The organism is Dactylosporangium sucinum, assembly GCF_014647515.1.
Lineage (GTDB): Bacteria > Actinomycetota > Actinomycetes > Mycobacteriales > Micromonosporaceae > Dactylosporangium > Dactylosporangium sucinum.
Genome location: NZ_BMPI01000035.1, coordinates 74,560 through 90,408, shown reverse-complemented (window position 1 = coordinate 90,408; position 15,849 = coordinate 74,560). Strand labels below are relative to the sequence as shown.

At 71.1% G+C, this 15,849-nt stretch carries 28 protein-coding genes; 27 read left to right on the top strand and 1 reads right to left on the bottom strand.

From position 1 onward, the window contains the following. Window positions 1-4: 4 nt before the first annotated feature. Window positions 5-595 (bottom strand): hypothetical protein, encoded by a 591-nt coding sequence (locus tag IEZ31_RS31715; protein ID WP_190253708.1) that lies wholly within the window; start codon window positions 593-595, stop codon window positions 5-7. Between the two features lie 148 nt (window positions 596-743). On the opposite strand from IEZ31_RS31715, the gene IEZ31_RS31710 reads away from it, so the two are divergent. The 27 genes from IEZ31_RS31710 (at window position 744) to IEZ31_RS31585 (ending at window position 15,849) form a co-directional block, all read left to right on the top strand. Continuing rightward, window positions 744-1,187 carry a hypothetical protein gene (locus IEZ31_RS31710; RefSeq protein WP_190253707.1) on the top strand — a complete coding sequence of 148 codons (444 nt, stop codon included), beginning with the start codon at window positions 744-746 and terminating at the stop codon, window positions 1,185-1,187. Further along, window positions 1,187-1,801 carry a hypothetical protein gene (locus IEZ31_RS31705; protein WP_190253706.1) on the top strand — a complete coding sequence of 205 codons (615 nt, stop codon included), beginning with the start codon at window positions 1,187-1,189 and terminating at the stop codon, window positions 1,799-1,801. Before IEZ31_RS31710 ends, IEZ31_RS31705 begins: the two co-directional genes overlap by 1 nt. Then, window positions 1,801-2,148 carry a hypothetical protein gene (locus IEZ31_RS31700; RefSeq protein WP_190253705.1) on the top strand — a complete coding sequence of 116 codons (348 nt, stop codon included), beginning with the start codon at window positions 1,801-1,803 and terminating at the stop codon, window positions 2,146-2,148. Before IEZ31_RS31705 ends, IEZ31_RS31700 begins: the two co-directional genes overlap by 1 nt. Continuing rightward, window positions 2,145-3,722, top strand: coding sequence for a DnaB-like helicase N-terminal domain-containing protein (locus IEZ31_RS31695; RefSeq protein ID WP_190253704.1), 1,578 nt, complete (start codon window positions 2,145-2,147; stop codon window positions 3,720-3,722). Before IEZ31_RS31700 ends, IEZ31_RS31695 begins: the two co-directional genes overlap by 4 nt. Then, window positions 3,709-3,969: a hypothetical protein gene (locus IEZ31_RS31690; protein ID WP_190253703.1), complete on the top strand. Its 261-nt coding sequence runs from the start codon at window positions 3,709-3,711 to the stop codon at window positions 3,967-3,969. The genes IEZ31_RS31695 and IEZ31_RS31690 overlap by 14 nt, the downstream gene beginning before the upstream one ends. Continuing rightward, window positions 3,966-4,238 (top strand): hypothetical protein, encoded by a 273-nt coding sequence (locus IEZ31_RS31685; RefSeq protein WP_229836013.1) that lies wholly within the window; start codon window positions 3,966-3,968, stop codon window positions 4,236-4,238. The genes IEZ31_RS31690 and IEZ31_RS31685 overlap by 4 nt, the downstream gene beginning before the upstream one ends. Next, a complete protein-coding gene (locus tag IEZ31_RS31680) occupies window positions 4,235-4,567 on the top strand; it encodes a hypothetical protein (protein ID WP_190253702.1) in 333 nt (110 codons plus the stop codon). Before IEZ31_RS31685 ends, IEZ31_RS31680 begins: the two co-directional genes overlap by 4 nt. After that, entirely contained in the window at window positions 4,564-5,091 is a 528-nt protein-coding gene (locus IEZ31_RS31675; protein WP_190253701.1) for a hypothetical protein, read from the top strand. The genes IEZ31_RS31680 and IEZ31_RS31675 overlap by 4 nt, the downstream gene beginning before the upstream one ends. Then, on the top strand, window positions 5,088-5,417 hold the full coding sequence (locus IEZ31_RS31670; protein WP_190253700.1) for a hypothetical protein: 330 nt from the start codon (window positions 5,088-5,090) through the stop codon (window positions 5,415-5,417). The genes IEZ31_RS31675 and IEZ31_RS31670 overlap by 4 nt, the downstream gene beginning before the upstream one ends. 5 nt (window positions 5,418-5,422) lie before the next feature. Continuing rightward, window positions 5,423-6,136: a hypothetical protein gene (locus IEZ31_RS31665; protein WP_190253699.1), complete on the top strand. Its 714-nt coding sequence runs from the start codon at window positions 5,423-5,425 to the stop codon at window positions 6,134-6,136. Beyond that, entirely contained in the window at window positions 6,133-7,020 is an 888-nt protein-coding gene (locus IEZ31_RS31660) for an HNH endonuclease (protein WP_190253698.1), read from the top strand. Before IEZ31_RS31665 ends, IEZ31_RS31660 begins: the two co-directional genes overlap by 4 nt. After that, window positions 7,017-7,295: an FDXHR family putative zinc-binding protein gene (locus tag IEZ31_RS31655; protein ID WP_190253697.1), complete on the top strand. Its 279-nt coding sequence runs from the start codon at window positions 7,017-7,019 to the stop codon at window positions 7,293-7,295. Before IEZ31_RS31660 ends, IEZ31_RS31655 begins: the two co-directional genes overlap by 4 nt. Then, a complete protein-coding gene (locus tag IEZ31_RS31650; protein WP_190253696.1) occupies window positions 7,292-7,606 on the top strand; it encodes a hypothetical protein in 315 nt (104 codons plus the stop codon). Before IEZ31_RS31655 ends, IEZ31_RS31650 begins: the two co-directional genes overlap by 4 nt. Then, the gene (locus tag IEZ31_RS31645) at window positions 7,599-8,237 is read left to right on the top strand and encodes a hypothetical protein (RefSeq protein WP_190253695.1); all 639 of its coding nucleotides are present in this window, start codon (window positions 7,599-7,601) and stop codon (window positions 8,235-8,237) included. Before IEZ31_RS31650 ends, IEZ31_RS31645 begins: the two co-directional genes overlap by 8 nt. Further along, window positions 8,230-8,490 (top strand): hypothetical protein, encoded by a 261-nt coding sequence (locus IEZ31_RS31640; protein WP_190253694.1) that lies wholly within the window; start codon window positions 8,230-8,232, stop codon window positions 8,488-8,490. The genes IEZ31_RS31645 and IEZ31_RS31640 overlap by 8 nt, the downstream gene beginning before the upstream one ends. Beyond that, on the top strand, window positions 8,480-8,659 hold the full coding sequence (locus IEZ31_RS31635) for a hypothetical protein (RefSeq protein ID WP_190253693.1): 180 nt from the start codon (window positions 8,480-8,482) through the stop codon (window positions 8,657-8,659). Before IEZ31_RS31640 ends, IEZ31_RS31635 begins: the two co-directional genes overlap by 11 nt. Beyond that, a complete protein-coding gene (locus IEZ31_RS31630; protein WP_190253692.1) occupies window positions 8,652-8,819 on the top strand; it encodes a hypothetical protein in 168 nt (55 codons plus the stop codon). The genes IEZ31_RS31635 and IEZ31_RS31630 overlap by 8 nt, the downstream gene beginning before the upstream one ends. Continuing rightward, a complete protein-coding gene (locus IEZ31_RS31625) occupies window positions 8,816-9,064 on the top strand; it encodes a hypothetical protein (RefSeq protein ID WP_190253691.1) in 249 nt (82 codons plus the stop codon). The genes IEZ31_RS31630 and IEZ31_RS31625 overlap by 4 nt, the downstream gene beginning before the upstream one ends. Then, on the top strand, window positions 9,061-9,339 hold the full coding sequence (locus tag IEZ31_RS31620) for a DUF7352 domain-containing protein (RefSeq protein WP_190253690.1): 279 nt from the start codon (window positions 9,061-9,063) through the stop codon (window positions 9,337-9,339). Before IEZ31_RS31625 ends, IEZ31_RS31620 begins: the two co-directional genes overlap by 4 nt. Continuing rightward, window positions 9,336-9,530 carry a hypothetical protein gene (locus IEZ31_RS31615; protein WP_190253689.1) on the top strand — a complete coding sequence of 65 codons (195 nt, stop codon included), beginning with the start codon at window positions 9,336-9,338 and terminating at the stop codon, window positions 9,528-9,530. The genes IEZ31_RS31620 and IEZ31_RS31615 overlap by 4 nt, the downstream gene beginning before the upstream one ends. Then, window positions 9,527-9,922 (top strand): hypothetical protein, encoded by a 396-nt coding sequence (locus IEZ31_RS31610; protein ID WP_190253688.1) that lies wholly within the window; start codon window positions 9,527-9,529, stop codon window positions 9,920-9,922. Before IEZ31_RS31615 ends, IEZ31_RS31610 begins: the two co-directional genes overlap by 4 nt. A gap of 112 nt (window positions 9,923-10,034) precedes the next feature. Further along, on the top strand, window positions 10,035-10,736 hold the full coding sequence (locus IEZ31_RS31605) for a DUF7341 domain-containing protein (protein ID WP_190253687.1): 702 nt from the start codon (window positions 10,035-10,037) through the stop codon (window positions 10,734-10,736). 10 nt (window positions 10,737-10,746) lie between these two features. Continuing rightward, window positions 10,747-10,881 carry a hypothetical protein gene (locus tag IEZ31_RS58295; protein ID WP_268241702.1) on the top strand — a complete coding sequence of 45 codons (135 nt, stop codon included), beginning with the start codon at window positions 10,747-10,749 and terminating at the stop codon, window positions 10,879-10,881. Window positions 10,882-11,204: 323 nt separating this feature from the next. Next, window positions 11,205-11,486, top strand: coding sequence for a hypothetical protein (locus IEZ31_RS31600; protein ID WP_190253686.1), 282 nt, complete (start codon window positions 11,205-11,207; stop codon window positions 11,484-11,486). Between the two features lie 114 nt (window positions 11,487-11,600). Then, the gene (locus tag IEZ31_RS31595; RefSeq protein ID WP_190253685.1) at window positions 11,601-12,119 is read left to right on the top strand and encodes a hypothetical protein; all 519 of its coding nucleotides are present in this window, start codon (window positions 11,601-11,603) and stop codon (window positions 12,117-12,119) included. A 133-nt stretch (window positions 12,120-12,252) separates the two neighbouring features. Further along, window positions 12,253-13,770: a phage terminase large subunit gene (gene terL / locus IEZ31_RS31590; protein WP_190253684.1), complete on the top strand. Its 1,518-nt coding sequence runs from the start codon at window positions 12,253-12,255 to the stop codon at window positions 13,768-13,770. 15 nt (window positions 13,771-13,785) lie between these two features. Then, window positions 13,786-15,849, top strand: a complete 2,064-nt coding sequence (locus IEZ31_RS31585) for a phage portal protein family protein (RefSeq protein WP_190253683.1) — start codon at window positions 13,786-13,788, stop codon at window positions 15,847-15,849.

Here is a 15,849-nt window from a genome sequence, read left to right as displayed (position 1 = left end):
CACGCTACTTCGTCCACAGGTTGATCATTACGCCGATCGGGACCGACGTAGCGACGCCCAGCGCGAAGTACAACAGCTGGCTACGCCGATTCGCCCGGTCCATCCGCGCGTGCGTCGAGGAGATCACCGACTCCACCAGCTTCGTAACGGCTTCCGCCTCGTCCGCGCGCACGCCAGCAAGACGCTGCTGCTCGGAGCTCTCGGCAGCGATGCGCTCAAGCGCGGCAGCACGTACCTGCATCTCGCTCTCGAGCTCATCAACCAGGCGCGCCGCCGCCGACAGCGACTTGGCCGCCTCAGCAATCCTCAGCTCCAGCGGAGGCCGATTCAGTCCCCGCAACTGACGGTCGTACCTCACCCACGCCACGAACGTCACTGCGCCTGGGAGACCAAGCAGGAAAACCCCGATCGCGCGCACGTAGCTGTCGGTGGTTTCGTCAAACGACCCCGACGGCCCAGCATTCGAAAGCGCACCGGTGATCCACAGAACGAAGAACGCAACAGCAACCGTGGATACAACCCCTACAATGCCCGCCCGGTTCCATCGCTTCCTCAACTGACGCGCCTGCTGATCATCTGCCGCGCTCACGGTCATAGCGCACGACGCTATCGGTCGGAGGGCCGGCCAGAAATCGACCAATCGCACCGCACGCAGCGTCCGGTCGGGGTAGGCCGATGAGCTTCAATTCGACAGACGCCGGCAACGACACTCAAACCGGCGTCTACATCCGCGGCGGTGTCGCATGACCGCCGTCCTCCCCCCGCGCGCCGCACGGGCCCGCACCCGCCGCGTCGTCGTCCGCCGACACGTCACCGCCGACCCGCCCGACTGGCCGGCCGTGCCCACCGTCGGCGGCCCGTGGCAGGCCCGCACCAGGCGCGAAGCGCAGGCCCTCGCCGTCGGCTACACCGCCGGGCTCGCCTCCGCCCGCCGCGACATCGAAACCGCATACTGGCGCGGCCGCGAATCGCTCGCCGCCGAGATCATGCCCGCCATCCGCTGGGCATGGGCCACCGTGTCCCCCGCCGCGCAGCTCGCCGCGTGGCGCGACGTCCAGCGGCAGCCGTGGGCCGAAATCCGCGACCGGCACCTCCGCGCCATCGCCGCCGTCGAACACCGGCGCCGTTTCGACACCACCACCGACGTGCCGCGGCCTGGCGACCACCCCGGACGGGAGGCCGCCTGATGCCTGTCGCACTCCTCCCCCCGACCACCAGCGGCGGCGCCGACTGGTCCGGCCAGCTTCCCCTGACCGAGGCGCCGCGCTATGTCCGCGGCCGCGGCAACAGCCGCTGGCACCGCGTCCGCAACGCCGTCCTCTGGACCGACGGGCGCACCATCTACGGCTACTGGTGCGGCCCGTCCGGCGTCGACGGCGGAAAGTGGGGGCCGCTCTGGCTCACCGACGATGTCCCCGCCGGCGAACCCGTCTGCGGCACCTGCGTCGGCCGCGCACTCGGCGCCGGCCAGGACGACGCGCCCGCCGGGCTTCCGCCGCTCGTCTTCAGCCCCCGCTGGCAGACACCACCCGCCGTGTGCCCCGGCTCCCGGTCCCGCACCCTGTGGACCGAACTGCCCGGCAACCGGTGCGGGCAGTGCCTCGCCTGCGGCGACATCGTCCCCATCCGCGTCGTCGGCACCGGCTACAACGCGTGGGGCGCCGGGCCCGTCAAACACGCCCCCGGCGCTGACCTCGTCGAGCCGTGCCCGTTCCACGCCTATAGCCGGATCACGGCCGTCGACGGCCGGGCCGTGTGCGGCTGCGGGTGGCCCGGCATCACCGAGGAGGTAGCTGCCTGATGCCCCGTGCCCTGGCAACCGAACACGTCGTCCGCGACTACCCCAACGGCGACCGGGTCCTCTTCATCGTCCCCGTCGTCCCCGACGACGCGCCGCCCGCCATCCGCGAAGGGCTCGCCCGGCGCCGCATCGCCACCATCAGCGGCACCTGCCCCTGCGGCAGCTCCACCGTCCAACTCACCAGGCAGCAGCGCCGAGCCCGCCAACGCCAGGCCGCGAAACGCCACGGCAACGTCATCCGCGGCGTCTTCGAACACGCCGCCGACTGCCCGGCCAACGACCTGACCATCTTCCCCCTCCTGCGCGCCTGGCTCGCCGGCGACCACCACCGGGAGTCCACCGCATGACCAACACCCGCAACCGGCCGGCCCACGCCGACCGCGACCAACACCGCGGCGGACGCGTCGCCGCCATCAACAGCCGCCGGCCCGCCGACGACGAACAGCCCCGCACCGAACGGTGGGTGCAGCGCACCCACGACGACGACATGGAGAAGATCCTCCTCGGGGCGTTCATGGCCGACGCCGCCCGCGGCGACACCATCACCGAGCACCTGACCAGCAGCGACTTCTACCGGGAGGCGCACGCCACCGTCTACCGGGCGCTCGTCGCGGCCTACGCCCTCGGCGACCCCACCGAACCCGTCGCGGTCGCCGACCGGCTCGAAGCCGACCGGGCACTGCGCGACGTCGGTGGCATTGGCTTCCTCCGCCACTGCGCGTCGCTTGTGCCGGCCGATGTCAACGCCGCCTACTACGCGCAGGCAATCGCGAAGAAGGCCCGCCTTCGGGCGAAGGTCACTGCGACGGTCAGCCTGCAGAACGCGCTGCTGCGCGGCGACAAAGACCAGGCCCGCGTCTACCTCGACGAACTCAACCGCATCAGCGTCGAACAGGCCGACAAGACCCTCACCGACATGCTCGTCGGCGGCGGCCAGTTCGTCCTCGACATCCCCGACACCATCCCCGCCGTCTGGGGCCACGGCGACGACGTGCTGTGGGCCGAAGGCGAAGCGCTCATGATCTGCGGGCCGTCCGGGGTCGGGAAAACCACCCTCACCGGGCAGCTGCTGCGGGCACTGCTCGGCCTGGCCGACAAGGTTCTCGACTGGGAGGTCCGCCCGGCCCGGCGGGTGCTGTATCTGGCGATGGACCGGCCGGCGCAGATCCGCCGCGCGCTCTCCCGGGTCTTCACCGCCGGGGAACGACCCGTCCTCGACGAGCGGGTCGTGTTCTGGAAGGGGCCGCCGCCGTACGACGTGGCCGCCCGCCCGGAGACGCTGCTGGACATGGCGCGGGCGGCCGACGCGGACGTGGTCATCGTCGACTCATTGAAGGACGCGGCGATCGGCCTGTCCGAGGACTCGATCGGGGCCGGGTACAACCGGGCGCGGCAGGCGGTCCTCGCCGACGACCGGCAGATCCTCGAGCTGCACCACGTGGTGAAGCGCGGGAACAACGGGGCGTCGCCGAACACGCTGGGGGACGTGTACGGGTCGGCGCACCTGGTGAACGGTGCCGGGTCCGTGATCATGCTGTGGGGTGAGGCCGGGGATCCGGTCGTGGAGTTCAAGCACCTGAAACAGCCGATGAACGACGTGGGGCCGTTCAAGGTGCTGCACAACGGCCCGGCGGGCACATCGCAGATCTTCGAGGGTGCGGACCTGCTGGACCTGGCCCGGAAGTGCCAGACGGGCGGTGTGACTGCGGCCGATGCGGCGGCGCTGGTGTTCGAGAAGGACTCTCCGTCGAAGAACCAGATCGAGAAGGCGCGTCGGCGGCTGCTGGATCTGGAGAAGAAGGGGCTGCTGGTTCAGAAGGCCGGGGCGCGGGGCGGTTCGGCTGGTTCGAACGCTGCCCGGTGGTTCATCGCGGCGCCGTCGTCGTGGGTTCCGGAGGGCGGCTTCGATGCAGCAGCTTGAATTTAACCGGTCGGTTAACAGCAATCACGCGAGCAATCACGCAAGATCATCCGCCGGGCAATCACGCGAGCAATCACGACAATCACGCGATCTTGCATTTTCCCAGGTCAAGCAATCACGCGAGCAATCACAAGCAATCACGCGCCGGGCTGGCCAGAGCAATCACGATTTTCCCCCCTCCTCTTTAGAGGAGGGGGAAATCGGGACTGGTCAGCCCTCCAAGATCACCACGGGCGGCGGCACATGAACCCACCTGAACGCTTCGGCGCCATCGCCGAGCGCATCCTCGCCGACCTCGTCACCGGCCAAGCCGTGCAGGACCCCTGGAGGAAACCCATGACCACCACCAGACCCGACGACGAACTCGACAACCTCATCGCCCAATGGCACGCCGGCCCCGGCGACACCGAACTCCACGACTGGCTCGGCGTCACCTGGGACGACTACCGCGCCTGGGGCGAAGGGCGCATCACCGCCGCCGACCTCCTCGCCCGCCGGAAGGAGGCCAGCCGATGACCACGGACACCACCGACGACCTTCGCCGCCAGTACGCCGGCCCCTCGGTCACCACGGCCCCCGAGCACCGGGCCGCCCGGCAGCGGACCGCGGACGAGCAGGCGGCGGTCGAGGCCCGGACATGCTGCGTTGACGCCGCCGCCGGCCCCGACGACGACGGGACGCTGCTGCACACGCTCGGCTGCCCCAACCGGTGCGCGGTCGACGTGCCGTGCCTGGACAGCGGTGGCCGGCCCGGCACCTACCCGTGCGGCACCACGGCGGGCCACCGCGGCGACCACTGGGTGCCGCCCGCGGCCCGCAGCCTGCGCGAGGCGGTGGCCCGGTGAGCGACATCATCCAAGAGCGCTGGTACGCCCACCCCAACGACCTCATCGGCGGCTGGTCCATCCTCAACCGCGACCACCCGCCGTCCCGGCTCCACCAGGAGCAGGACCCCGACGCCCGCAAACTCGGCTGCTTCCTCACCGAGGAGGTCGCGCGGCACATCGTCGCCTGCCACAACCGGAACCTGCCCGTGCTGCGGAAACCGTCGCTGCCCGACCGGCTGAAGCCCCTCTCTTACCGATTCCCGGACGACCTGGCTGCACTGCCCGCCGACGACCCGCTCGTCAAGACGCTCGCCGCCCGCATCAACACCACGTTCCACCTGGTCAGCACCCCGACGATCGGCGGCGTCATCGCGGCGCTCCGCGAACTGCGGCCCGACGGCGTCTACGACCCGACCGACGAGACGCTGCTCGACGCCGCCGCCTGCCGGATCGGCTGCCCGGGGCCGGGCGCCGCCCGGCTGAGCATCGTCCGGCACGTCGTCAACGCCCTGAACGCCGAGCGTGAGGAGGCGGCCCGATGACCCACAGCCCCGATCTGCGTGCCGCCGGAGCCGCTCTCCTTGCCGATGGCGCGCCGACGCACGCCTTCCAGGACGGCGACGGCACCTGGTACGACGTGCCCTGCGACTGCCCCCGCGCGGCCGGGCGGCACCGGGCTCCCGCCGAGGTGGCGCGGATCGCCGGCGAGCAGGCCGCTGCCCGGCGGGCGGCGAACAGCGAGCGGGTCGCCGAGCTCGGCCTGCTGAAGTCCGAGTCGATCGCGGCGTCGCTGCGTGAGGTCGAGGACCGGCGGCGGGCGCGGCGGGCCGAGCGGGCCGGGCAGCTGGACCTCGGCGGGATGCCGTGACCGACATGGGGGGCGGCGGTGATCGTGGGCGAGGTGGGGAGCGGTATGTCGGTGAGCGGTCGCGGCGCTGGCCGGATGGTCGTCCGTTGTGCGGTGCGAAGAAGAAACGTGAGGAGGGCTTCTGTTCGTGGACGGCTGGTCAAGGCACCGAACACCTGGGGTTCGGGCCTTGTGAGCGCCACGGCGGGAATCTTCGGTCGCATGTCGTTGCCGCCGAGCGGGCCGCGACGGAACGGCAGCTGGTGATGGCGGAGCAGGCGATGAAGACGTTCGGTCTGCCGATCAAGGATGTGCCGGCGTCGGTGGCGATCCTCGACGAGTTCGCGTGGATCATGGGCCATTTGGCGTGGCTGCGCGACCGTGTCCAGGAGGTGCAGCCGGACGCGCTCGTGTGGGGCAAGACGACCGAGGACCACAAGCTCGCAGGCGAGTTCCCGGGCATCGACACGAAGTTCCAGGCGGTGCCGAACGTGTGGCTGGAGCTGTACCACCGCTACCACCGGCTGTTCCTCGACTACGTCAAGGTCATCGAGACGTTGAAAATCGAGCAGGCGCGGCTGCACCTGGCGGACCAGATCTCGACGGTGATCGCGTCGCGGATCCGGGCGTTCGCGGCCCAGCTGCATCTGACGGAGGAGCAGATGGCGCTGCTGCCGAACGCGGTCGCGGCGATGCGCGGCGAGTTGACGGCCGGCGTGATCGACGGGATGGCTGCGTGACCGCCGGGACCCCATTCGAGCGCAGGGCGGGAAACAGTGGCCGCCCGTCCGCGTCGGAGGCGTTTTGGGAGTGGTTTGGTCACTCGTCCAAGGAGCCCGCCCTTTCGGAGCCCTCGGGGACGGATACGCGACCTTCGCCGTCCTTCGGGTACGCCATCACTGGTGCCGCCACGCGCCGCTACCCTCCAACCCGGGTCCGCCGCGAGATCACCGCGAAGCAGCGCAACCGCTGCCTCTACTGCGGGCACCGGATCGGCACTGAGGTCTGGCGGGACAACCAGCGCGTCCAGCTTCGCGCGAACTGGGACCACTTCGTGCCCTACGTGTACGCCCGCGCGAACCGCAACACGAACTGGGTGCTTGCGTGCCACATCTGCAACCTGATCAAGTCCTGCCACCTGTTCAGCACCGTCATCGAGGCACAACGGTTCATCCGGGGCCGGCTCGCCGAAAAGGGCATCCTGGTCGCGCCGGTGATCGAGGGCATCGATGACGCGCCGGTGGTCGAGCCGATCGGGCTTCGCCAGCGGGCCCACGCTGCTCGACCAGCAGAGGTCGAGGAGGCGTGGAAGCACGTTCGCTGTGGACTCGTCCGTGGCGGCGTGGCGGGGGCAACCCATGTTCGGCGCAACCAGTGGACGCCGCTCGGCTTCGACGAGTTCGAGGTCCTCCACCGCACGTCGGCGACAGCAGACGTGATCTGGTACGTGGTTCCCGGCGATCCGGCCGGCCTAGCCGTTGCTGCCGCAATCCTCCGGACCGACCTGGTGCTCAGCTCGTACGCCATCTCCGCGACCTTCCGCGACGACGAAGAAGGGTTCGCGCGGAGCGGCCCCCTCAGTGTTCGACGCCAATCCTCTCGCCAGAACGGAGCAGCCGCATGACCTCAACAGCCCCCAGTCCGATCGCCAACTTCACCGGCACCCGAGCGTTCGAAGACCTGCCCCATTCATGCCGCTGCAGCGTCCGCTGGGCTGGCTCACGCACCTGCCACTGCGCCGTCGCAGGCTGCCACCTGACGTTCACGAGCGTCGGCGCGTTCGACGCGCACCGCAAGGGCGGCCGCTGCAACCCGCCCGCCGAGGTGGGCCTCGTGCTCATCCCCGGGCGGGCCTACGAGGTGTGGGGCACCCGGGCGGCCGAGGGCGAGGCGGCGTGACGACGGACCTTGACGCCGCCGCGTCCGAGGCTTCCATCCGCCCCTGCGGCTGGCCGGACTGCCCCGAGCGGTTCGACGCCTACGGGCACATCTTCACCGGCGCCAACGTCCAGCCGGGCTGGCGGCAGTCCAGCGTCGTCGGCTACCTCGGCCCGGCCCACGGCGACACGGTTCACCTGCCCCGGCTGGAGCGCACCGAGATAGGCGCGGACGTCACCTGCGACTGCGGCTGGCGCCATACGGACCCGCCGACGCTCGGAGCCGCCGGCGAACTGTGGCGTGATCACGTCCGGGAGGCATGCCGTGGCTGAACCGCGCTTGATCCGTTGCCAGTATCGGCAGGAGCCGCACCCGCTCGACGATGAGTGTGTCGACGTCACCGACGTGCCGGCCAACGAGGCGCTCGAAGCCGACCTGCGCCGTGTCGCCGCGGCCGTCGACCCGGCACCACCGGTCCGGCTCGGCCCGTACGAGGAGCAGCCCTTCGGCTGCTCGACGTGCAGGACGATCCTCAACGCCCAGCGCGCCGCATGCTCCGACCCGTGGCACGAAGCGAACCGCCCCGGCCAGACCGCCGTGGCCCTGCCACCGCTCGACCCGGAGACGCCCGAGAACGTGGCGCTGCGGATCGCCGCCGAAGCCGGGGTGCTGCCGTGGATCGGTGAGGACGGCCGCTGGCGGATCGTCGTCGACCAGGCTGAGTTCGGGCAGATCATCGGCGGAGTGTGGCTGTACGGGCACGCCCGCGGGCTCGCCGACGGTCGGGGCAAAGCCGCCGAGGCGGTGGCCGGCGCGCTGCCGGTCCTCGGCTACGTGTCGCGGGGCCGCCGCTTCGTCGACGTCGAGCCGTACCCGGACGCTGCCGCCCGCCGCGCGCTGGCCGCACTCCACGACGCTGGCCTGGCCGCCGGGCAGCGCGAACGGAGCGACGACCGTGGCTGAGCCGTTCATCCCCGGCGCCCGCCTGCCGACCGACGATGAGGGCGTCTGGAACACGCTGACGGTGGAGGTGCCGCGCACCGACGTCGAGAAGGCGATCGCCGACACGCTCCACCAGCAGTACTGCAGCGACGAGGACTACGCCGGCGACCCAGCCGTGGCCAACGCCGACCGCGGTGGCCACTCCTGGGACGCCCGGCTGATCTGCGACGAGCTCGCACGCCGCGGCTGGCAGGTGGTGCGCCGTGCCGCTTGACGCGCCCATGACACCGTCCGGGCGGCACCACCCGGAGCTGTACCGGGCCGGCCGGTTCGGCTGCTGGTCCGCCTGCCACTGCGGGTGGCGTTCCCGCTGGTCGTACACGACGATCACCGGCGCCCATCTGGCGTTCGGTGGCCACCTGCTGGCGGTGGCCCGTGGCTGAAGACGTCGGCGCCGCCCTGGTCGCCTTGGACGGCGAGGTGCGCAAGCTCCTCGACATGCTGCGCCGCGACGGCCGGCTGTGGGAGCACGCCGCCGACCCGCTGCCCCTGTACGCCGCCCGCGTGTACGCCGCCGTCCAGCAGCAGCGGGAGTCCACATGATCCGCCTCCTCGACTGGCTGCACGCCCGCGGCCGAGCCCGAAACCAAGCCGCCGCCGCCGGCGCCCTTGCCGTCGTCGCCGTTGCGGCGTTCGGCGGGTCGGTCGCCGGATACGCCGCCGGCTCCCGCGCATGGTGGCTCGGCTTCTGCGCCGTCGCCGGGTTCGCCGCCGCCGGCGCGCTCATCCTCATCGGCGCCGCCCGCGAGGCCGCCCGCCACGAATCCACCAGAAGGAGTCCGCGATGACCATCGCCAGCCGGGTGCTGCGGCACACGATCCCCGTCGATGACGCCTGGCACGACATGCAACTGCCCGGCCCGATCGTGCACGTCGCTACCCGCCACCCGTACGCCGTCGAGGTGTGGACGCTCCACGCCGACACCCAACCCGACACGGCGGAGACCAGGATGCTGCGGGTCTACGGCACCGGCCAGCCGATCACCGAACCGGTCCGGCACATCGGCACCGCGATCATGCCTGGCGGGGCGTTCGTCTGGCACCTGATGGAGCGCACGTCGTGACCGCGCTCATCACCCGCACCGACCCGGCCACCGCCACCGATTACGTGGACGAGGACGACGGCTGCCCGGCCGGCCACCACTGGCGGGACGCGCTGTGCGCTCGCACCCGGCTCGAGACGCTGCCGCCACTGCCGGAGCTCACCGAGCCGCGCGGCGCCGCACCCGCCGACGAGCGAGGAGGCGCCACGTGATCACGAGTCCGCAGCCGGGGCGTCTGTTCGTCGGTGCGGCCAGCACTCCCGAGGACGAAATGATCGAGGTCGGGTTCGCCGACGGTGGCGTGGTCGGCGACTGGCCGGCGCTGCCGGACGGGTGCACGTTCGACGTCGACGCGCTGCGCCGTGGACTCCAGGGCGCCACCATCACGACCAGCATCTCGGGCCCGCGGCTGACCGACCGGATCGCGTTCCGGTTGCCCGTCGCCGGCCACGACCCGGCCGAACTGGTCGGCCGACGGGTCGGCTCGCTCACCCTCGACGGGCACGAACTCGTCCGGCCCGGTCTGGTCATCGCCTCGGCGACCCCGGCCGAGGACGGCGAGACGCTGTGGGTCGTCGCCGAACGCTACGAGAACACGCGCTGACACGAAGACGGCGCCCGACTTGCACCGTCGGACGCCGCCCATCAAGCCCGCCTTGCCGACGCTCTTGATCCGCGAATCATGCCACAACCAGCGGAAACAGGAGCCCAAACCCATGAGCGACACCCTCCAGGACATCGCCGAAGCCGCCCACGCGCTCACCGACGCCCGCCAGCACCTCGAACCCCGCTGGGAATGGGACGCCAACCGCAACCGCAAGCCCCTCCCCCCGCACCGCACCACCGTCCCCGGCCTCATCCAGCAGCTCCGCGACCACGCCGAACCCGGCGTCGACGGAGACCAGGGCGGCGCTGGCGGCCCCAAGTCCGTGCCGGTCGCGATCGACGCCGTGTCGCTTCTCGCTTCGATCAGCTTCGGCTCCGCGATGCGGGCGAAGGCGTGGGGTGTCAACCTCGACGAACGCACGACCCCCGAAGAGCACATCCGCGGCATCGTCGGCGTCGCGTCCCGCCGCACGTCGGACGAGCAGCTCGAACTTCGCCGCGAACTGCGGAGCTGGACCTGGCAGGCGGAGATCATCACCGGGTGGCGGACCCCACCCCGCGAACTCGTCGCCCCCTGCCCCCAGTGCGGCGCGCGCGGCACCCTCCTCGCCTACGCGACCGCCGACAACCCGCGGGCGCGCTGCGTCGGCTGCGGCGCCGGCTGGGCCGAACTCCCCCGCGACGACGAAGGCTCGATCCGGATCCTCGCCGAACACGTCGTGCGCTACCAGCGGCAGGCCGGCACCACGATGGCCGCCGCCCGGGCCGCGGCCGTCGCCAACCGGCGGCGGATGGAGGGCAAGGCGGCGTAGCGTCGGGTGCGTGCTGCCGCATCCGCTCCGGCCGGGCGTGTTCGTGCTCTACACGCCGAACACGCCCGCGCTCGGTCGCGCGCTCCGGCTCGGTTGGGAGTTCCGGCGGCGACTCTGGCGGGTGGTTCTCGACCTTGACCCTTGACGCCGCGGCGGGCTGAGCTACGATGCGTCGCAGTAGTACCAGTGTCACTACTGGTCGACGGCCTCACCGGAAACCCGGTCGGGGCCGTTTTTGTTGCTCCGGCTTCCGCTGGCTGGCCCGCTTCCCGGAGGGTGCGGGCACCAGGCAGTGACGTGCCGGACGGCGCGGCCCGGCTTTCTGAGGGGTGGGCTGGGCCGCGCCAACGAACGTCGGGCCGGGCATGGCTGGCGCCTCCCCCCACGAAGTCCCGGCCGCCCGGCGCGGCACACACCGCAGACCACCGACCGGCATCGAGCCGGCCGGGCAACCTGCGGAGGAAACCGATGGAACTGCAGTACGCCGAAACCGCCACCGAAGTCCAGCCCGGCGACCACGTGGTCGTCGTCGACGAGCACTACGCCCACCACCACGGCCTAGTGACCGTCGTCCACGGCAACTTCGGCAGCGGCTACACGCCCTGCATCAACGTCATCTACGTCAGCTCCGACCCGACCAAGCGCGACCCGTACGGGCAGCAGGTCGAGCGGATGTCGTCCCTGCAGCACTACTCGCAGGGACCCAACGGCATGCCGAAGCCCGGCCGGTTCTGGGCCAACCCGGCGTAGACGACGCACCCGGAACGCCAGTACCTACCGACGAGGCGGGGACAGCGGACGGGCGCTCGGCCATCCTTCGCACGACTACTGGACCGGCTTGACCCCGACCGTGACCATGGGCGCGTGGAGTTCGCGAAGAGCGCCGTCAACTGGGGCAGCGTCCCCGACTGGATTGCCGGCATCGGCAGTGTCCTTGCCTTCGCGGGACTTGCCTTCGGCCTTTGGTGGGAGGCGCGGCAACGACGCCTCGATCGTCTAGACGCCGACTCGCAGCAAGCTCGACTCGTCTTCGCCGAGGTTGCCGACTACACCCTCGCCAGATGCCTTGTGCGCGTAAGGAACAACAGCGATCACCCGGTGTATGACGTCGAAGTTGAACTTCTCGCCCCCGGCAGCCGTACCCAAGTCGGCCATCGTGGGATCTACATCCAAGAGGTTCCGGCGCACTCAAGCACTGACACGACGCCTTCGCCAGAGCTTCTGCAGGAATGGGTGAGGTACACCAGACGTGACCCGTTCCTCCTAGATCCTGACCGCCTAGGCCGCGTGCTCGCACTCATCACGTTCGTGGACGGCGCCGGCCGCGCATGGAAGCGGTACGACACGGAAGCGCCCACCCGCCAGAGGTCCTATCGGGGATGACGACCTAGCGGGGTGGTCGGCGGTGACCGTCGACGACTGGGTCGTCCGCGACCACCTCCCCGACGGGCTCGGACCCGCCCGGCCCATGCTCGACAACGTCTTCGAATGGGCGTTCGCCGTCGAGGGGTGAGCCGTGACGCTCACCGCCTTCGACCAGCAAGTCTTCGAGAAACTCCTCGAAGCGTTCCAGCCGTCACCGCCCAAACCCCGCCGGTGGGCGTCACCGCTCGACATGGCCTGCGACCTTGACCCGAGAGTGGTTCGCACCCCGGCACTCGAAGCGATCAACGCCGCGCTCGTCCGGCTCGCTGACCCGGGCGGCAAGAACCGGCTCGCGGTGTTCATGAGCCCCCAGGAGGGTAAAAGCTCCCTCTGCTCCTACTGGAACCCGCTCTGGCTCCTCACGCACGACCCCGACCTGCGAATCATCGCCGTCTCGTACAACGCCGAGAAGTCCCGCGAGTGGGGCGCCGAGGTCAAGAACGCGATCAGCAACTTCAACGGCGACGACGGCATGGCCGACCTGGAGATCAGGCTACGCGCCGACTCCCGTGCCGCCGGACGGTGGAAAGTCGACGGGCACATCGGCGGGCTGTACTGCGCCGGCATCGAATCCGGCATCACCGGCCGCGCCGGGGACTACATCGTCGTCGACGACCCGACGAAGAACATGCAGGAAGCGCAGTCCAAACCGAAGCGCGACAAGGTCACCAGCACCTACCGCGGCGCGATCGTCCCCCGTCTCGGACCCGGCGCGAAGCTCGTCTGGATCCAGACGCTCTGGCACGAGTCGGAGACGATCCAGGAGATCCTCGCCAACGAGGGTGATGACTGGGAAGTCATCCGTATCCCCGCCATCGCCGACTCGCCCGACGACCCGCTCGGCCGGCGGATCGGCGAACCGATGATCTCCGCCCGGGGTCAGCGGGACTGGGCGAAGATCCGCCGCGACGTCGGCGAGTACGTGTTCTCCGCCCTCTACCAGCAGCGGCCCGCCCCCGCCGAGGGCGGCCTGTTCAAGCGGCTGTGGTGGCGGTACTGGTCCCCCGCCCCGGCGATCGGGCTCGGTGAGCGGATCGACCTCGGCGGCCGAATCTGGTCGCTCGGGGACTGCTGGAAGTTCGGCACCGTCGACCTCGCCAACTCCACCAAAACCTCGGCAGACTGGACCGTCGCCGCCGTCTGGGCGTTGACCCTCGACGGGGACCTGGTCCTCCTCGACTTCATGCGGGCCCGGGTCGGTGAGGAACACCATTTTGACCTGGTCCGTCCGCTCGCCGAACGGTGGCGGGCCGACACGTTCTTCGTCGAACGGTCCCAGTACGGCACGACCCTCGCCCGGGACGCGGCCCGAACTGGCGTACACCTGACCCCGATCGACCCGGAGTCGGACAAGTTCTCCCGCGCCCTGCCCTACTCGGCGCGGGCGTCCGGTGGCCGGGTGTGGCTGCCGGCCGGCTCCCGCGACAAGACGCAGATCTTCGTCGACGAGCATGCCGCGTTCCCGAACGGCGCCCACGACGACACCGTCGACGTTGGCAGCTTCGCTACCCGCGTCGCGGTGACGAGGTGGCAGCCCCCGCCACCGAAAACCCAGCCAGACCCGGCCGGCCGGGACCACGAGATCGACTTCATGTCGGTGCCGCTGTAGGACGAGGGGGCGACGTTGACCGCCCCCACCACGCTCCGCGGCTACCTCGATGACCAGCTCCCCTACGCGTACGGGACACTCGTCGCCGACCTGTCCGACAACGTGCCCGACTGCCTGTGGCCGACGTCGAACGACACCTACCGGCAGATGCGGAAGCATCCGCAGCTCGCCGCCGTCCTCGCCGCCTACGGGCTGCCGATCCGGCGGGCCGTGTCCGCGCTCGACCCGACTGGCTGCCGCGACGAGGTCGTCCAGCTCGTCGCCGACGACCTCGGCCTGCCCGTCGCCGGTCAGGACCAGCCCGGCGCCGCCCGGGTCCGGGGCGTGTCCTGGCCCGACCACCTGCGCCTCGCCCTCCTGGACCTGGCCTATGGGCACTCCGGGTTCGAGATGCTCGCCGAGATCCGCAACGGCCTCGCCCGGCTCGTCGAACTCTCGGAGCGGCTCCCCACGACGATCGCCGAGATCCACGTCGACAAGGTCGGCCGGTTCACCGGCGTCACCCAGCACATGTACACCGGCAAGCGGGTGCCGCAGATCCGCGCCGAACAGATGGCGTGGTACGTCCGCGAACGTGAGGGCGCCGCCTGGTGGGGCCAGTCCCTGCTGCGGCCGGCCTACCCGGCGTGGCTGCTGTCCCGGGAGATGCTGCGGGTCACCGCCACCGGGCACCGCCGATTCTCCGTCGGGGTTCCGACCGGCGAGTGGGCGCCCGGCATCAACCCGTCCCCTGAGCAGCACGTCCAGTTGCAGCAGGCGATGTCGTCGGCGCGGGTCGGTGAGACCGGCGGTCTGGCGTTGCCGCCCGGCGCGACGATGAAACTCGTCGGCCTGACCGGGTCGGTCCCGGACACGCTCGGGTTCATCCGCTACCTCGACCAGACGATGGCCCGCATGGCCCTCGCCGGGTTCCTCGACCTGGGCACGACCGAGACCGGGTCGCGGGCGCTGGCGGGCGAGTTCATCGACCTGTTCCTCCTCGCCATCCAGGCCGAGGCCGACGCGGTCGCCGACACCTGCACCCGGCAGGTTGTGGCGCGGCTCGTCGAGTGGAACTGGGGCGTTGACGAGCCCGTTCCCTCCGTGAAGATCGGCGACGTCGGTGCCCGGCATGAGGTGACCGCGGAGGCGCTCAACCTGCTGCTCGGCTCGGGTGCGCTCTCGGCGGATCCGGCGCTGGAGGCGCACATCCGCCGCCAGTACAAACTGCCTGAGCGGGCCGGGATGGCGAAACCGGCGCCGTACGTCGCTGGTGACACGGTCGCCGCCGCGAACCGTCGGGCGCGGGCGCCGCGGCGGAAGGAGCCCGCCAGAGGCCAGCTCGCCCTGCCGATCGCGGCCGCCGCCGAGCAGGAATCGGACTTCGAGCAGCTGCAGCAGGACTGGGAGCGGGCCCGCGACCTGCTGCTGGAGGAGTGGCCTGACACGGCCGACGACCTGACCGCCGAGCTCGCGGCTGCCGCTGCGGCGGTGATCGCGGCCGGGACCCTCGCCGGGCTCGGGTCACTCACGGTCAAGACGACCACGATCGCGGTGATCGCCGGCGTGCTGGCGGCGGCGATGGCACCACTCGCCGCCCTCGCTGCGGCAGCGGCGGCCGCCGAGGTTGCCGCTGTGCTGGGTCGGGCCGCGCCGGCACCGACCTCGGTCGACGACCAGCTGGCAGCGCTTGCTGAGGTGTTCGCCGGGCAGGCCGCAGCCGGCTACGCGCAGGCGGCGTCCCGCCGGGCTGTCCTGTTCGCGCCTGGCACCTCGAGCACGGATGTCGACACGGCGATCCGCAGCCACCTGGACGAGATCAGCAACTCCCGGTCTGGGCTCGTCGCCGACGTCACCGGCGGGGCGCTGACCGCGGCCCAGAATGCGGGCCGTGCCAGCGTCTTCTCCCAGCTCGACGACGTCATCTGGGTCGCGGACGAAACCCTCGACACGAACACCTGCGCCGCGTGCGCGGCCGCCGACGGCACCGAATACACCACCTGGGCCGACGCCCACGCCGCATACCCCGTCGGCGGGAACGCGGATTGCCTCGGCGGCATCCGCTGCCGCGGCCAGCTCCGCATCAAACCCGCCACCTGA

Coding starts and splice junctions, on each gene's coding strand:
- IEZ31_RS31715 (WP_190253708.1), bottom strand. CDS start 595: ATGACCGTGAGCGCGGCAGATGATCAGCAGGCGCGTCAGTTGAGGAAG.
- IEZ31_RS31710 (WP_190253707.1), top strand. CDS start 744: ATGACCGCCGTCCTCCCCCCGCGCGCCGCACGGGCCCGCACCCGCCGC.
- IEZ31_RS31705 (WP_190253706.1), top strand. CDS start 1,187: ATGCCTGTCGCACTCCTCCCCCCGACCACCAGCGGCGGCGCCGACTGG.
- IEZ31_RS31700 (WP_190253705.1), top strand. CDS start 1,801: ATGCCCCGTGCCCTGGCAACCGAACACGTCGTCCGCGACTACCCCAAC.
- IEZ31_RS31695 (WP_190253704.1), top strand. CDS start 2,145: ATGACCAACACCCGCAACCGGCCGGCCCACGCCGACCGCGACCAACAC.
- IEZ31_RS31690 (WP_190253703.1), top strand. CDS start 3,709: ATGCAGCAGCTTGAATTTAACCGGTCGGTTAACAGCAATCACGCGAGC.
- IEZ31_RS31685 (WP_229836013.1), top strand. CDS start 3,966: ATGAACCCACCTGAACGCTTCGGCGCCATCGCCGAGCGCATCCTCGCC.
- IEZ31_RS31680 (WP_190253702.1), top strand. CDS start 4,235: ATGACCACGGACACCACCGACGACCTTCGCCGCCAGTACGCCGGCCCC.
- IEZ31_RS31670 (WP_190253700.1), top strand. CDS start 5,088: ATGACCCACAGCCCCGATCTGCGTGCCGCCGGAGCCGCTCTCCTTGCC.
- IEZ31_RS31665 (WP_190253699.1), top strand. CDS start 5,423: ATGGGGGGCGGCGGTGATCGTGGGCGAGGTGGGGAGCGGTATGTCGGT.
- IEZ31_RS31655 (WP_190253697.1), top strand. CDS start 7,017: ATGACCTCAACAGCCCCCAGTCCGATCGCCAACTTCACCGGCACCCGA.
- IEZ31_RS31625 (WP_190253691.1), top strand. CDS start 8,816: ATGATCCGCCTCCTCGACTGGCTGCACGCCCGCGGCCGAGCCCGAAAC.
- IEZ31_RS31620 (WP_190253690.1), top strand. CDS start 9,061: ATGACCATCGCCAGCCGGGTGCTGCGGCACACGATCCCCGTCGATGAC.
- IEZ31_RS31605 (WP_190253687.1), top strand. CDS start 10,035: ATGAGCGACACCCTCCAGGACATCGCCGAAGCCGCCCACGCGCTCACC.
- IEZ31_RS31600 (WP_190253686.1), top strand. CDS start 11,205: ATGGAACTGCAGTACGCCGAAACCGCCACCGAAGTCCAGCCCGGCGAC.